This window comes from Glutamicibacter sp. NPDC088483, assembly GCF_044753145.1.
GTDB lineage: Bacteria > Actinomycetota > Actinomycetes > Actinomycetales > Micrococcaceae > Glutamicibacter.
On record NZ_JBIVMP010000003.1, the window covers coordinates 95588 to 111412 of the forward strand.

Annotated in this window: 15 protein-coding genes; all 15 read left to right on the forward strand. The window is 65.8% G+C overall.

What is annotated here, in order from left to right:
• The first annotated feature begins 208 nt into the window (after window positions 1-208).
• Window positions 209-1099 carry a MaoC/PaaZ C-terminal domain-containing protein gene (locus tag ACIP6G_RS07220; RefSeq protein WP_365942815.1) on the forward strand — a complete coding sequence of 297 codons (891 nt, stop codon included), beginning with the start codon at window positions 209-211 and terminating at the stop codon, window positions 1097-1099.
• Window positions 1100-1248: 149 nt separating this feature from the next.
• Window positions 1249-1851 (forward strand): TetR/AcrR family transcriptional regulator, encoded by a 603-nt coding sequence (locus ACIP6G_RS07225; RefSeq protein WP_365942813.1) that lies wholly within the window; start codon window positions 1249-1251, stop codon window positions 1849-1851.
• 763 nt (window positions 1852-2614) lie between these two features.
• A complete protein-coding gene (locus tag ACIP6G_RS07230) occupies window positions 2615-3796 on the forward strand; it encodes an acyl-CoA dehydrogenase family protein (protein WP_365942812.1) in 1182 nt (393 codons plus the stop codon).
• The gene (locus ACIP6G_RS07235; RefSeq protein ID WP_365942811.1) at window positions 3793-4929 is read left to right on the forward strand and encodes an acyl-CoA dehydrogenase family protein; all 1137 of its coding nucleotides are present in this window, start codon (window positions 3793-3795) and stop codon (window positions 4927-4929) included. The genes ACIP6G_RS07230 and ACIP6G_RS07235 overlap by 4 nt, the downstream gene beginning before the upstream one ends.
• Entirely contained in the window at window positions 4926-6434 is a 1509-nt protein-coding gene (locus ACIP6G_RS07240) for an MFS transporter (protein WP_365942810.1), read from the forward strand. The genes ACIP6G_RS07235 and ACIP6G_RS07240 overlap by 4 nt, the downstream gene beginning before the upstream one ends.
• A 2-nt stretch (window positions 6435-6436) precedes the next feature.
• Entirely contained in the window at window positions 6437-8149 is a 1713-nt protein-coding gene (locus ACIP6G_RS07245; RefSeq protein WP_365942808.1) for an AMP-binding protein, read from the forward strand.
• Complete coding sequence (locus tag ACIP6G_RS07250) at window positions 8146-8664, forward strand: MaoC family dehydratase N-terminal domain-containing protein (RefSeq protein WP_365942807.1); 519 nt, start codon at window positions 8146-8148, stop codon at window positions 8662-8664. Before ACIP6G_RS07245 ends, ACIP6G_RS07250 begins: the two co-directional genes overlap by 4 nt.
• Window positions 8664-9116, forward strand: coding sequence for an OB-fold domain-containing protein (locus ACIP6G_RS07255; protein ID WP_365942806.1), 453 nt, complete (start codon window positions 8664-8666; stop codon window positions 9114-9116). Before ACIP6G_RS07250 ends, ACIP6G_RS07255 begins: the two co-directional genes overlap by 1 nt.
• Entirely contained in the window at window positions 9113-9544 is a 432-nt protein-coding gene (locus ACIP6G_RS07260; RefSeq protein WP_134779290.1) for a MaoC/PaaZ C-terminal domain-containing protein, read from the forward strand. The genes ACIP6G_RS07255 and ACIP6G_RS07260 overlap by 4 nt, the downstream gene beginning before the upstream one ends.
• Complete coding sequence (locus tag ACIP6G_RS07265) at window positions 9541-10716, forward strand: lipid-transfer protein (protein ID WP_365942805.1); 1176 nt, start codon at window positions 9541-9543, stop codon at window positions 10714-10716. Before ACIP6G_RS07260 ends, ACIP6G_RS07265 begins: the two co-directional genes overlap by 4 nt.
• Complete coding sequence (locus tag ACIP6G_RS07270; protein ID WP_400289396.1) at window positions 10709-11353, forward strand: PaaI family thioesterase; 645 nt, start codon at window positions 10709-10711, stop codon at window positions 11351-11353. The genes ACIP6G_RS07265 and ACIP6G_RS07270 overlap by 8 nt, the downstream gene beginning before the upstream one ends.
• Window positions 11354-11525: 172 nt before the next feature.
• Window positions 11526-12296: an electron transfer flavoprotein subunit beta/FixA family protein gene (locus tag ACIP6G_RS07275; protein ID WP_365942803.1), complete on the forward strand. Its 771-nt coding sequence runs from the start codon at window positions 11526-11528 to the stop codon at window positions 12294-12296.
• A 12-nt stretch (window positions 12297-12308) separates the two neighbouring features.
• A complete protein-coding gene (locus ACIP6G_RS07280; protein ID WP_365942802.1) occupies window positions 12309-13283 on the forward strand; it encodes an electron transfer flavoprotein subunit alpha/FixB family protein in 975 nt (324 codons plus the stop codon).
• 19 nt (window positions 13284-13302) lie between these two features.
• Window positions 13303-14238 (forward strand): cytochrome b/b6 domain-containing protein, encoded by a 936-nt coding sequence (locus ACIP6G_RS07285; RefSeq protein ID WP_365942801.1) that lies wholly within the window; start codon window positions 13303-13305, stop codon window positions 14236-14238.
• 237 nt (window positions 14239-14475) lie between these two features.
• Window positions 14476-15807: an SH3 domain-containing protein gene (locus ACIP6G_RS07290; protein WP_365942800.1), complete on the forward strand. Its 1332-nt coding sequence runs from the start codon at window positions 14476-14478 to the stop codon at window positions 15805-15807.
• Window positions 15808-15825 lie beyond the last annotated feature (18 nt).

Consider the following 15825-nt stretch of genomic DNA (forward strand, 5'->3'; position numbering starts at 1 on the left):
GCCTATGCTCGCGGCGCCCAGGCCGCGGCTTCTGCTCGATGTCCTAGTTGCGCGACGGCAGGCGGAGTCCTGGGGATTGGCTTCGTCGGTTCGTGCGCGGCCAAGGCCCGAATTCCCTTCAAGCCATAGACGAAAACTAGAATCCAGTTATAGTCTTGATGGAATGAGTGACTCGCGTCATAGATGAACGGGCTGGAGAGGCAAGAGCATGGCAATTTTTACAGAGAATATCGGCAAGGTCAGCGTAGGGGAAACCGTCACCTGGGACCGCGATTCGGCGCTGCTATATGCGTTAAGTATCGGAGCCGGGCGTCCCGACGCAACCAAGGAAATCGAATACACGACGGAGAACTCCTTCGGCGTCCAGCAGAAGGTCTTCCCGACCTTCGCTGTCGTCCTCGGCGGCAGCGGCGGTTCGATGGACCATCTCGGGGACTTCAAGCTGCAACAGATCCTGCATGGCGGGCAGTCGCTGGTCCTGCATCGAGAACTACCTTCGGAGGGTAGCGTTACCCCGCGCAGTTTCATGAGTGCCGTATATGACCAGGGCAAAAACGCCATCATCGAATTGACCACCGAACTGTTGGACCACGAGGGGCAACTGGTTGCCACCACCGTAACCTCCATGGTCATCCGCGGCGAAACCGGCTACGGCCCGCGCCCGGAAGGCACCGGCGGCTGGGCAGAGCCGGGGACCGAACCCGACGAGGTTATCGAGCAGGCGACCAGCGTGGACCAGGCCCTGCTCTACCGCCTGAACGGCGACCGCAACCCGCTGCACTCCGATCCGGTGTTGGCAAGCAGGGTAGGCTTCCCCCGGCCGGTGTTGCATGGCCTGTGCACCTACGGCGTGGCGGCCCTCGCGCTGGTGCGCAACTCGACGCTGCTGGCCGAGCGCGGCCTGGGCTCGATCACTGCACGCTTCGCCGCCCCGGTCTTCCCGGGGCAGAAGCTGGAAACGCTCATATGGAACACCCCTGACGGCGCGTTGTTCCAGGTGCTCGCCGACGGGAAGATCGTACTGGACCGTGGAGTCGCCACCGCTGCCGCCGCGATAGCGCAGGATGCCGTCGAACTCCAGGATGCCGCCGCGAACTAACCGGCAGTTCCTGGATCTTCAGCCGCCCCCGGCCGCCGATGACGGCCGGCCGGGGGCGGTGAATTATTCCGCAGGAAATCGACGGCTCAGTAGCACTGCGCGTACCCGATATGATCGGGTGGAGAATCCATAGCATAGGAACCAAGAACGTGAAGACTGAGCAACGCACCACGAAGCCGTCTGGCGAAAAGCAGGGCAGTCGCGAAAAGATCCTGGCAATAGCCACCGACTTGTTTCTCGAGCATGGCTATGCGGGAACCCCGCTCAGCGCCATCGCAGCGCAACTGGATTTCACCAAAGCCGCACTGTACTACCACTTCAAGAGCAAGGCCGATATCCTCTCCGGGATCCTCTCTCCACTGCTGGACGCCATTGACGACCTGCTGGAGCAGGCGCCCGAGCAGTTCCCCGATGCGCAGCGGCGCTGGGAATTCCTCTACAGCTATTCGCAGGTTCTGCTCTCGCATTCCCGCGCCGTAGCGGTGCTGGCCAGCAGCAGCAACAACACCTGGCTGCCCGACGAGATCAAGGAGCGGATTGAGTACCATCGCCTCCGCACCATGGAGCTGGCCATGCTCCCGGACATGAGCGACGAAGACCAGGTGAAGGCCATCCTGGTCATGGACATGCTGCATCGGGAGATGGTCTTCACAGATGACCGCATGGTGGTCCCCGGGATGAAGTCCGCGCGGCGACGCGAGATCGTCTACGGCTTCATCCGCGAAGCACTCGACTCCACTACCACCCACTGACTCTTCGGCCAGACAAGCTGGCACGCTGGGGTGCCTGGTGAAATGAGACTGCCGAACCGCTAGCCGGCGTTCGTCAGAGGACCAATGCCGACCACCTTCCGAAGGCCCGAACTAGCGGGTTTATTACGAGCAAATCCCTCGTTGATCGCGTAGCTTCGGCAGTTTTATGCCACCGATCTTCCCCCGGAAAAATTTCCGGGGGATTTTTCGTCTCAATAACCGGGACTGCAGGATTCCCATGGGATCCGTTTGCCATATTCCGCCGAGTTTTCGGGCAGTCTCGGCGCTGGAAGATTCTCGATTCTTCAGCTTCGGCAACGCTTTCCGCCCGCGGTCTCCAGCGCGGCCCGCAGCGGTCCAAGTCCTGACTCAAGGGTCGCCGCAAGGGGCGCCGCCCATGGCCGATCAGGACTGGGGATGCCGACCAAATGGCAACTGAACTGCAATAAGGTTCTAGTTTCTATTCTGCAGATGCTCCGCTGCTCCTTCGCGACTGGCTGCATCTGCCGTGGATCCGGCTTGCGGGATCAATATCGCAGGGCTTGGGCCTGCAGAAAGAATCGCCGTTCTTCTCATCTGCCGTCCGGATTCCCCACGGCAAAGCCGCTGCGGAAAGAAATATTTTCCCTCTGGGATTCCTCCGGGACTAGCTCAAGAATCTGCTGTGCGCAAGATATTGATTACTTGTCGGCCGGTAAGTAATCTGGATCACATTCCACCGTTACTTACGGTAATCGCCTAGTCAAAGACGAAAGGCAACGTAATGCATTTACGTTCTTCCACGGAGATACGGTCACTCCGCGAGGAGCTTCGCTCCTATTTCGCCGCGCTCCTCACCGACGAGGTGCGCGCGGGCTTGAAGCAAGAAGGTGAGGCCGGGGGACCGGTCCACTCCGCAGTGCAACGGCAGATGGGCCAGGACGGATGGCTTGGCATCGGATGGCCCGTCGAGTATGGAGGCCAGGGCCGCGGCCCGGCCGCGCAGTTCGTCTTCTATGACGAGGCCTACCGCGCCGACGCCCCGATCCCGATGATCACCATGACTACCGTGGGCCCGACCCTGATGAGCCATGGCAGCCAAGAGCAGAAGGACTATTTCCTGCCCAAGATCCTCGCCGGCGAGCTGGTGGTGTCCATCGGCTACACCGAACCGGAGGCTGGCACCGATCTGGCCTCGCTCACCACCCGCGCCGTGCGCGACGGCGACGAGTACGTCATCAACGGCTCCAAGGTCTTCACTTCCGGCGGCGACGGCGCCGACTGGATCTGGCTGGCCGCCCGCACCGATCCCGATGCCCCGAAGCACAAGGGCATCTCGCTGATCCTGGTGCCGACCAGCGACCCGGGCTTCTCCGCCACCCCGATCCATACCGTGGGCGGCTTCAGCACCACCGCCACCTACTACGACAACATCCGGGTTCCGCTCACCAACGTCGTGGGCAAGGAAAACGAAGGCTGGAAACTGATCACCACCCAGCTGAACCACGAGCGCGTGGGCCTGGCCGCCTTCAGCGGCATCTGCGAAGGACAGCTGGACGAGGTTCGCACATGGCTCAAGGACCAGGTCACCGCCGACGGCACCCCGCTGGGCGATGAGCCCTGGGTCCGCTCGCTGCTGGCCACCTCAACCGCCCGGCTGCGCGCCATGCGCTTGATGAACTGGAAACTCGTGGAGACCACCGCGCAGGGATCGCTGGATCCGGGCTCGGCCTCCGCGGCCAAGGTCTTCGCCACCGAAACCGTGATCGACGTGTACCGGTCGTTGCTGGAGATCGTGGGTGGCACCGCCACCCGCATCTCCGATGCCCCGTGGAACTTCGACACCGGACGCCTGGCACTGATGAACCTCGGCGCGCAGATCAATACCTTCGGCGGGGGAGTCGCCGAAATCCAGCGCGAAATCGTCGCCTGGACCACCCTCGGCATGGCAAGGAGCGCACGTTGAGCACCGCGAGCATGAACAACACCATTGAGGCCCCGAGCATGGAGTTCGCCCTGGACGAGGACCAGCAGGGCCTGGCCGACCTCGCCGCGCAGATCTTCTCCTCGCTGGGCACCGACGAACTCAACGCCGCCGGCGAAAAGGCAAGAGCCGCCTACGATGCGGCCCTGTGGAGCCAAATCGCCGAGTCCGGGCTGATCGACGCGCTGCTGCCCATGGGCGAGGACGAACCGGGACTGGGTATGGCCGGGCTGGCGCTCGTCGCCCGCGAACAGGGACGCACCCTGGGCCGCGTCCCCTTCATCACCACCGCCGTCGCGGCCCTGGCCATCGCCGAATTCGGAGGCCACGAGCAGCTGCTCGAAGGCATTGGCGCCGGCTCGGTGCGCATCGCCGCGCTGCAACCCGAGGTGCGCCGCCGTGTCAACGGCACCGCTTCCGGCGAGGGCTGGGTGCTGGACGGGGCCATCGAGCTGGGATACCTGGTTCCGTCGGCCACCCACCTAATGGTGCAGTTCCACACCGAGGCCGGTGAGCTGACCGCGCTGATCGAGGCGAACCGCGCGGGCATCACCCTGGACGAGTACCACGGGCTGTCCCGCCAGCAGCACGCCGAGCTGGCCTTTGCCGGCGTCCAGGTGCAGGCCTCGGACCTGATCGGGGCCAACCGCGGCACCGGGCAGGCGGCCGCGTGGATCCGTTTGCGCCTGCTCACCGCGGCGGCCGCACTCATGTCCGGCGTGGGCGCCGAGGCACTGCGCCGCACCGCCGCGTACACCAACGAGCGCAAGCAGTTCGGGCGCGCCATCGCCACCAACCAGGGGGTGGCCCTGCGTGCGGCGGACGCGTTCATCGACACCGAAACCACCTGGCTGTCCACCATCGACGCCGCCTGGCAGCTGGACCACGATGGCGACGGGGCCGAAGCCGCCCTGGGCGCATCCTGGCTGGCCCGCGAGGCCGGATTCCGCGTGGTGCACACCACCCAGCACCTGCACGGCGGCATGGGCGCCGACCTGGACAACCACATCCACCGCTTCTTCCTGTGGATGCGCGAACTGGACGTGCTCTGGGGCACCGCAGGACAGGTCAGCGAAGAACTCGCAGCAGTCATCCTGGACGGAGGGAAAGCATGAGTGCGCCGGGGACCGCGGGCAAGGCCCGCACCCACGCCGGGCAGAGCGTGGCCGCAGTGCTGGCGATCCTGGTGATCGCCGAGGTCGTCGCGGCCTTCGAGACGTCCATGGCGGTGCAGCTGCTGTACACCCCGGGCGAGTTCTTCACCGCAGACCTCTCCCAGCTGGTCTGGGTGGTCACCTCCTACTCGCTGGTCGCGGCGCTGGCCACCAGCTTCGTCGGACGCCTCGGCGACCAGTTCGGCCGGCACAAGATCCTGGTCTGGGTGCTGCTGCTCTCCGCCCTGGGCTCGATCATCAGCGCCATCGCCCCCACCTTCGGCGTCCTCGTCGCCGGCCGCGCCTTGCAGGGCGTCTCCGGCGCAGTGCTGCCGCTGGCCATCGGCATGGTCCGCTCCACCTTCCCGGAGCACAAGATCGGCACCGGCATCGCGGTGGTCTCCACCTCCGCGCTAATCGCCGGAGCCGGCGGCATGCTCGGCGGAGGGTTGTTCCTGGACTACGCCACCTGGCACTGGATCTTCTGGACCGCGGCAATCTTCGCCTGCGTGGCAGCCGTGCTGGTGCACTTCGGCATCACCCGCGAACCGAAGTCATCGCTGGCCTCCGCGGTGCAAGTGGACTGGGCGGGCGGGCTGACGTTCGGCATCGGCATCGCCGGCGCGCTGTACGCCCTGACCCTGAGCAAGGAACTGGGCTTCGCCAACCCGCAGGTGCTGCTCTTCTTGATCGGCGGCCTAGTGCTGCTGGCGCTGTGGGTCCGCTGGGAGCTGCGCACCCGCGAACCGATGATCGACGTGCGGATGTTCACCCAGCGCAAGTTCGCCCTGGGCATGCTGGCCACCGCGCTGATCGCCGTCGGCCCGATCGGCACCACGAATATCCTCACCGTCACCCTGTACCGCAACCCGAACAGCATCCCGCTGGCGGACGGCAGCGTCATGGAACTGCCGGTGGGCCTGGGGCTGAGCGCCACCATGACCGGCCTGCTCGGCTTCATCACCGCCGCCGCGGCCTTCGCGATCTCGCCGCTGATCGGCCGGATCTCCAGCCGCTTCGGCGCGCGCATGGGCCTGATGATCGGCTCGCTGCTGACCATCATCGGCCTGCTGATCGTGTGCATCGACCCAACCAGCATCGCGGTGGTCGTCACCGGCATGGTCGTGGTGATCTTCGGAACCGGCTTCCTCTACTCGGGCATGCCGACCGTGATCGTCGAATGCGTGCTGCCCGAGCAGACCAGTACCGCCACGGGCGTGAATGCAGTGACCCGTACGGCCTTCCAGGCCGTGGCCGCCTCGGTCGTGGGCCTGTTGCTCGTGTTCTCGCCTGTTGCAGCAGGCGAGAACACGTTCGTCTCGATGACCGGCTTCCTGCTGGTCGTGGGCGTACTCATCGCCACCTGCCTGCTGACCATCGTCGTGGTCCTTTTCATTCCAGCGACGAAGCAGCCGGGCGCGGACGGCGGCAAGCCTCAGGTCTCCAACCTCACCCTTAAGGATTAGCAATGAACACCGTTCTCGAAACGAAGCTTCAAACTACCAGAGATCTGCTTGACCTGCGAGCCGAGGACCACCACCCCGGCCTGCTCTTCGAAGGCCGCATCTGGACCTGGGCCGAAGTCGTGGCCGAATGCAAGCTGCGCGCCCACCTGATGCTCTCGCTGCACGACGAAGGCAAGCCCTTCCACGTGGGCGTGATGCTGGAAAACGACCCGGAATACCTCTTCGCCATCGGCGGCGCGGCCTACGCCGGCGCCACCGTGGTGGGCATCAACCTCACCCGCCGCGGCGAGGAACTGGCCCGCGACATCGCCTACACCGACGTGGAGATCCTGCTGACCACCCGCGAGCTGGAAGGCTACTTCAACTCGGTGGATTCCGGAGTGCCCGCCGCCCGGACCCGCTATGTCGATTCCGCCGGCTACGCCCGCGAACTCGATGCCCTGCGCCACCTGCCAAGCCCTGACGCTCCGGCCGCCGCGGACCCGGACACCACGCTGCTGCTGCTGTTCACCTCCGGCTCCACTGGGGATCCGAAGGCGGTCATCTGCAGCACCGGGCGGCTGTTCCGCACCGCGGAATTCCAGCACATGGGCCTGGGCCGGCAGGATGTCAGCTACAACTCCATGCCGCTGTTCCACGGCAACGGCATCTTCGCCTGCTGGGCCAACCCGCTGTACACCGGCGGCACCTTCGCCTTGGCCCGCAAGTTTTCCGCCTCCGGGTTCCTGCCGGACTTGATGCGCTACAAAGCCACCTACTTCAACTACGTGGGACGCTCGCTGTCCTACCTGCTGGCCCAGCCGGAAAAGGCCGCCGAAGCCGAGACCTACCTGCGCTCCTGCTTCGGCACCGAAGCCAGCGAATTCGACCTGGCCGAATTCCACCGCCGCTTCGGCGTCTGGCCGACCGAAAGCTACGGCGCCTCTGAGGGCGGGCTGACCATGAAGCGCACCGACGACTGCCCGGCCGGCGCGCTGGGCGTCGCCCCGGAAGGCATGGACGCCGCGGTGGTCAACCCGGACACCATGGTACCGTGCCCGCCGGCGATCTTCTCCGAGAACGGACGCATTCTGAACGCGGAACAGGCCATCGGCGAACTGGTGAACCTCACCGGCGCTGCCCTGTTCGAGGGCTACTACAAGAACCCCGAAGCCGTGGCCGAACGCGTGCGCGGCACCGCGTTCCTCACCGGGGATCTGGCCTACCGCGACGAGGCAGGCTACTTCTATTTCGCCGGACGCACCTCGGACCGGCTGCGCGTGGACAGCGAGAACTTCTCCGCCGCCCCGGTGGAACGCGTGCTCTCGCGCTACCCGGGCGTCACGCTGGCCGCCGTCTACCCGGTGCCCGACGCCCGCACCGGCGACCAGGTGATGGCCACGCTGCAGGTCGAGGACCCGGAATCCTTCGACCCGGCGGACTTCGCCGCCTTCCTGGAAGCCCAGCCGGATCTGGGTACCAAGTGGGCCCCGCGCTTCCTGTCGGTGGTCCGTGATGTGCCGGTGACCGCCACCCAGAAGATCAACAAGCCCAGCCTGCGCCGCGACGCCTGGCTGGTGAATGAGAACGTCTTCCACCGCCCCGGAAGGGACATCGCCTTCGAGGTGCTGGATGAGAACGCCCTGGCGCAGCTGGAGGCCCTGTTCGAGGAGAACGGCCGCGCCCACCTGCTGCCGCTGAAACCAGCCGAAACCACCATTAAGGAGAGAGTATGAGCCAGGATCCCAATGTCCTGATCGGTGAGATGATCGCCGCCGGCAACGAGAGGATCAGTGTCGCCCGCGACGAGGTCAACCGGCCCATGATCCACCACCTGTGCGACGCAATGGAGGAAACCAACCCGATCTACCTGGACCCGGAAGCCGCCCGCGCCGCCGGGCACCCGGACGTGGTGGCCCCGCCCTCGGCGCTGCAGGTCTGGAACATGATCAATCCCTCGGACCCGGAGATCGAATCCGACGTGGACCGCGCCTATGCCCACCTGGCCGACTGCGGCTACCCGAAGGTCGTGGCGGTGAACTGCGACCAGGAATACGACCGCTATCTGGTCCCCGGCGACCTGCTGACCGCCAGCGAGAAGGTCGAGTCCTTCGCGGGCCCCAAGCAGACCGGCCTGGGCGAGGGCTACTTCATCACCACCCTGACCACCTACACCGACCAGCAAGGCGAACGCGTGGGCACCATGCGTTTCCGCACCCTGTGGTACAACCCTGAAAAGAGGAACTCGTAATGAGCGAAACGCTGACCGAGACCGTCGCCACGGCCAAGAGCCAGGCCCTGCGTCCCCGCCCGGCCATCAACCTGGACAACGCCTTCTTCTTCGAGTCCCTGAACGAGCGCGGCGAACTGTCCATCCAGCATTGCGACGACTGCAACGAGCTGCGCCACCCGCCGGTACCGATGTGCCCTCAGTGCAACTCGCTGCACTGGTCCCCGAAGACCATGTCCGGCCGCGGCATCCTGCACAGCTACGTGGTCATGTACCACCCGATCGTCCCGCCGTTCGAGCCGGGCTACATCGTGGCAGTGGTGGAACTGGAAGAGGGCGTCCGCGTGGTGATGAACCTGGAGGGTGTGGCCCGCGAGGACGTGCAGATCGGCATGCCGGTGCACATCACCGCCGAGCGCATGGACGCCGACCTGGTCCTTCCGGTCGCCCGTCCGGCAGGAGGAGCGGCATGAGCACCGTAGATACCGCCGCCCGCACCGGCATCGAAGCCGGCACCCAGCTTCCCGAGCTGCGCATCCCGATCACCGCCACGCTGATCGTCACCGGGGCGATTGCCACCCGCGACTTCCAGAAGGTGCACCACGACAAGGATGTCGCCGAAGCGGCCGGCACCCCGAATGTCTTCATGAACATCTTGACCACCAACGCGCTGGTCAACCGCTACGTGGGCGAATGGGCCGGACCGGCCGCCCGCGTCGGCCGGATCAACATCCGCCTGGGCGCTACCAACTTCCCGGGCGACGAAATGCTCTTCACCGGCACCGTCGAGTCCGTTGACGGCGAAAACGTCGTGGTGAAGGTCATCGGCACCAACTCCCTGGGCCCGCATGTGACGGGCACCGTCAACCTCGTGATCCCATCGAAAGGGGAATCGGCATGAGCAACCTGCTGAACAAGGCAGTGATCGTAGGCATTGGCGCCACCGAGTTCTCCAAGAACTCCGGCCGCTCCGAGCTGCAGCTGGCCCAGGAGGCCGCACTGGCCGCCTGCCGCGACGCCGGGGTGAACCCGCAGGACGTGGATGGCATGGTCACCTACTCCATGGACACCAACCCGGCCATCGAGGTGGCCCGCGGCCTGGGCTGCAAGGAGCTGAACTTCTTCAGCCACGTGGACTACGGGGGAGGCGCCGCCGCCGGCACCATCCTGCACGCGGCGATGGCGGTGGCCACCGGCGTAGCCAAGACCGTGGTCTGCTACCGCGCGTTCAATGAGCGCTCCGGCGCCCGCTTCGGCGCGGCCATGAGCACCGAGGGCATGGCCCCGGATGCCCGCGCCGCCGCCTACGCCTGGACCCTGCCCTTCGGGCTGATGACGCCGGCCTCCTGGGTGGGCATGTTCGCCCAGCGCTACATGCACCTGTCCGGCGCCACCTCCGAGGACTTCGGCCGGGTGGCCGTGGCTGACCGCAAGCACGCGGCCACCAACCCGAAGGCCTGGTTCTACGAGAAGCCGATCACCCTGGAAGACCACCAGAACTCGCGCTGGATCGCCGACCCGCTGCACCTGCTGGACTGCTGCCAGGAATCCGACGGCGGCCAGGCCTTCGTCATCACCACCCCGGAACGGGCCAAGGACCTGCCGGGCAAGGCAGTGACCATCCGCGCCGCCGCCCAGGGCGCGGCCTACGACCAGCACACCATGGTCAGCTACTACCGCAAGGACGGCGACCGCGCACTGCCGGAAATGGGCAACGTGGCACGCCAGCTGTGGAACGACACCGGGCTGCGCCCGGAGGACATCGACACCGCGGTGCTCTACGACCACTTCACCCCGTTCGTGCTGGCGCAGCTGGAGGAATTCGGCTTCTGCGGCCGCGGCGAGGCGAAGGACTTCATCAAGAACGGTGCCATCGAGCTGGGTGGGCGGCTGCCGATCAACACCAACGGCGGCCAGCTGGGCGAAGCCTACATCCACGGCATGAACGGCATCGCCGAGGGCGTTCGCCAGTTGCGCGGCACCGCGGTGAACCAGGTGGACAACGTCCGCAACGTGCTGGTCACCGCCGGCACCGGCGTGCCGACGAGCGCATTGATCCTGGGCAATGACTAGGCAGGTGGCCCTGCCGGACGGCGGAAGGCAGGTTCGGGCCGCTGGCGGGGAGAAGCTGCTGGACGCCGCCGGGCAGGTGCGCGAGCTGCTCGATGCGATGGTCCGGCTTCCGGTGGGCACCGAGGTGGCCCAGGAGCTGGGCGAACGACTGGAGGGCGTTCTTGAACTGCTGCGTGGCGCCGTCGCCGAGGAGCAGGAGATGGTCGTGGACCCGTTTGGCGAGCGCGGTAGCGAATACATGGACCGCTCGCCGGTGTCCGGGGTGCTGAACCCGATGGCCCCGCCGGTGTCGATGCGCATGGACGGGCAGAGCGGCGTGCGCACCACCACCCGGCTGGGCCTGCCCTACCAGGGCCCTCCGGGCCGGGTGCACGGCGGATGGGTGGCCACGCTGCTTGACCACCTGATGGGCTTCGCCGCCGGCACCGTGGCCCAGTGGATCTTCACGCGTTCGCTGACCGTGGACTACGACCACGCGGTGCCGCTGTTCGAAGAGCTGGAGCTTTCTGCGTGGGTGGAGGAAATCGATGGCCGCAAGATTTGGGTCAGGGGCCAGATCGAGGCCGGCGGCCAGGTGGTGGCCCAGGCCCGCGGGCTGTGGGTGCCGCCGCGCGAGAGCCAGCCGGAGCAAAGCTGAGCAAGCCGACCAGGGCTGGGCAAGCCCGTCGGGGCGGGGTGCTCAGGCGGCGTCAACGCGGTCCGTGCCCCGCCCTAGACAAAAACTAGAATCTAGTTATAGTATTTCAGAAACGTGACCCGCGCCACGCGGCTGCGCCGGGTGTGGAATCGAACCGAGAAAAGAGCAAACCATGAAGATTGCAGTGCTGATCAAGCAGGTGCCGGACACCGAAGAAGGCCGCCACCTCACCTCCGATGGTTGGGCAGACCGTGCCGCCAGCGACCGCGTGATCGATGAGATCACCGAACGCGCGCTGGAAGCCGCGCTGAAGCAGAAGGACGCGGACAAGTCGGTGGAAATCACCGTGGTGACCATGGGCCCGGCCGCCGCCAACGAAGCGCTGCGCAAGGCCCTGAGCATGGGTGCCGACAAGGCGGTGCACGTGCAGGACGACGCACTGGCAGGCTCCGATGCGCTGGCCACCGCCCGGGCCCTGGCCCAGGCGCTCTCCGCGCTCGATGCCGATTTGATCGTGGCCGGCAACGAGTCCACGGACGGCCGTGGCGGCGTGGTCCCGGCGATGATCGCCGAACTGCTCAACCTTCCGTTCCTCGGCCCGCTGGGCACCCTGGAGATCTCCGGCGGCACCGTGCGCGGCACCCGCTCCGATGCTTCGGGCACCACCGCGCTGCGCGCGGCCACCCCGGCGGTCATCTCCGTGGCCGAGGGCATGGGCGAGGCCCGCTTCCCGAAGTTCAAGGGCATCCTGGCCGCCAAGCGCAAGCCGGTCACCGTGCAGGGCACCGCCGAGCTGGGCCTGAGCGCGCCGGAGCATGCAGCAGGCAACCTGATGCTCTCCTCCGCCGCCCGCCCGGCGCGCACCGCCGGCGTGAAAATCATCGACGAGGGACAGGGCGCGCAGGAACTTGCCGCCTACCTGGCCGCCGAGAAGCTGATCTAAGGAACCAACGACATGACGAACATCCTGGTACACATCGAACTGGCCGAGAACGGCACCCCGACCGCCAGCGGCGCGCACCTGCTGGCCCTGGCATCCCAGCTGGGCACCCCGGTGGCCGTGGCCGCCTCCGCTGACCGCGACGGCACCGCCGCCGCCCTCGCCGCGCAGGGCGCCGCGCAGGTCTTCATCGGCGAAACCCAGCAGGCTGCTGACCACCCGGCAGCCAGCGCCGTCGCCGCCCTGCAGGCTGCCATCGAGGCCTACGCCCCGGCCGCCGTGCTCGCCTCGACCAGCGCCGTGGCCCGCGAGGTCATCGGCCGGCTCTCGGTGCGCACCGGCAACCCGGTAGTGCTCGAAGCGGTCGAGCTGGCGCAGCGCGATGGCCGCATCGCCGCCACGCACTCGGTCTTCGGCGGCACCTACGTCACCGAATCCACTGCAGGTTCCGGCATCCCGCTGATCACCGTGGCTTCCAGCGGCGCCGAGCCGCTGCCGGCCGCCACCGCCCAGGTGGATTCCGCCGCCATCGAGGTGGCCACCGCCGCCTCGGCAGAAATCGAATCCGTGACCCCGCTGGCCGCCGCCTCTTCCCGCCCGGAGCTGCGCGCCGCCAAGATCGTGGTCTCCGGTGGCCGCGGCGTGGCCTCGAAGGAGAACTTCGCGCTCATCGAAGCGCTCGCCGACTCGCTGGGTGCAGGACTGGGCGCATCGCGTGCCGCCGTGGACTCCGGCTACATCCCGCAGAGCCACCAGGTCGGGCAGACCGGTGTCAGCGTCTCGCCGGACCTCTACGTGGCAGTGGGCATCTCCGGGGCCATCCAGCATCTGGCCGGCATGCAGACCGCCAAGCGCATCGTGGCCATCAACAAGGACGAGGACGCACCGATCTTCGACATTGCCGATTTAGGCATCGTGGGCGACCTCTTCGAGATCCTCCCGCAGCTCACCGCGCTGCTGGAGTCCAAGCAGCCGGCCAACGCCGGCTAGACCAAGGAGAATCGTTTCCATGTCGCTGACAACCAAGGAGGGCGCCCGCACCGCCACGACGGCGGGCAACCCGGCGCTGAAGAAGATCTGGATCGCCGCCGCAGTGGTGGTTGTCCTGGCCCTGCTGGTGCTGGCCGCCCGCTGGTGGCGTGGAACCGGAGCAGGGGAGCAATTTATTGCCGCCTATCCGGGGCATTCGGCGCTGCCGGAGAACGCCCCCACCGGCATCCCCGCCTGGCTGGGCTGGCAGCATTTCCTGAATGCTTTCTTCCTGGTGCTGATCATCCGCTCCGGCTGGCTGATCCGCACCACGGCTAGGCCGAAGGCCTACTGGACCCGGAATAACACCGGCCTGTTCAAGACCAAAACCAAGCCTAAGAAGATCAGCCTGGAAATCTGGCTGCACCTGAGCCTGGATGTGCTGTGGATCGTCAATGGCGTGGTGTTCATTGTGCTGCTGTTCGCCACCGGCGCGTGGATGCGCATCGTGCCGACCAGCTGGGACATCTTCCCGAATGCGATCAGCGCCGGCGTGCAGTATCTGTCGCTGGACTGGCCAAGCGAAAACGGCTGGCTGAACTACAACGCGCTGCAGGTCTTGGCCTACTTCTCGATCGTGTTCCTGGCCGCCCCGGTCTCCGCCATCACCGGGCTGCGCATGTCCCCGGCCTGGCCGGCCAAACTGGATAAGGCATTCCCCATGGAAGCCGCCCGCAAGGTGCACTTCCCGGCCATGCTGTTCTTCGTCGGCTTCCTGGTGATGCATGTGCTGCTGGTGCTGCTCACTGGTGCGCGGGCGAACCTGAACCACATGTTCGCCGCCCGCAGCGACGACGGCTGGATGGGTGTCATCATGTTCCTGCTGGCCGTTGCAGTGACCGCCGGAGCCTGGTTCGCCTGCAAGCCGGTGGTCATCCGGGCCCTGGCCGGGATGTCGGGCAAGATCTCCAAGTAGCGGCTCGCCCGCGGGCAACGCACTGAAACGCCGAAACCGGCGCTGGGCAGGAAAAAATCCTGCACAGCGCCGGTTTTTGCCTGCCCGTGACCGGTGGCCTGTGGCGGTGTTCCCGATTCGCTGTGGCTGTTGCATTATTAATGATGTCTGGCGCCGAATCGGCAACCTCGCTCGCACCGAGAACGGCTTTGCGCAGGACACCAGCCAAGCCCGCGCCTTTCGGAAGACTCCACCGCCGTGAAAACACTCTTCAGTTCCCCTCGACAATTCGCCGTGTCCACCGCTGGCGTGTTGCTGGCCGGTGCGCTGGCCTTCGGCGGCCTGATGCCAGCCAGTGCCGCGCAGGCAATCCCAGCCGCCCAGCCATCCACGCAACTTGCAGCGCCAGCAACCCTGCAGGTGCACGCCGCCAAACGGGTGGTGCAGGTCAAGACCACGAGCAATCTGAATATGCGCTCCGGTTCCAGCACCAAGTACCGCGTTGTCCTGACCATCCCGAAGAACAAGACCGTCACCGTCAAGTCCCAAGCGTCCAACGGCTGGTACCAAGTCACCTACAACAAGAAGACCGGGTGGATCTCCAACAAATACACCAAGGTCACCAAGACCTCCGGCACCGGCAAAACCTCGCCGCGGGCGAAAAGCGTGAAGCTGTGGATCACGCCGAAATCGACGATGAATATCCGCAAGGGGGCGGGAACCGGACACTCAGTCGTCGGCAAGATCAGCAAGGGACAGCCCGCCTACGCGACGTCCAAGGCAACCAACGGCTGGTACAAGATTTCCACCCAGGGCAAGAACGGATGGATCTCCGGTGCCTACGTCACCACCTGCTCCCAGGGCTGCGCCATCGACGCCGGCCCGTACACCACCAACCGGGCTGGGCTGTCGGACCGCTACTTCACCAAGTCTTCCGGCGCAGACCTGTTCGCTTCGGTCAAGGGCAAGAAGCGCATCGGTGATATCCCGAAGAACTCGATCGTCTATCGGGATAAGGTCTGGGAAAGGAAAGCTGGCCAGGTCTCCGGCTGGTACTACGTGCGCACCCAGGGGGCCGATGGCTGGATGAAAGTTTCAGCGCTGAAGCCCAGCACCAACGCCAAAACCAGCAACACCTCAAAAATCACTCGCGCCATGGTACTGAAGCAAGCCAACGGGAAGCTGCCCGCGTCGATGCTGGTGGCCCTGCACTGGGACAAGGAGAAAACGCTCGTCGCCGCCCCGGCCGCTGCGGACCTGGGCCGGCTGAACTCGGCCTTCAAGAAGAAATTCGGGAAGAATCTGGATATTGATCTGGCCTACCGCACCCTGGATACGCAGAAATTCCTTTACCAGGAGCTCGGCCACTACATCGCGGCCAAACCGGGCACCTCGAACCATGGTTGGGGACTGGCCATCGACGTCCCGGAGACCTACAGCTATTCGTTCAAGGGCAAGTACTACAAGTGGCTGAAAGCCAACACCAAGAAATACAACTGGATCCACCGGAAAAATCTGGAAGAATTCCGCGCTAACGGAAGCAGGAATCCATACGCCGAAGCATGGCACTTCGAATATGTCGGCAAATAATTCCCATGTCATGGCCGG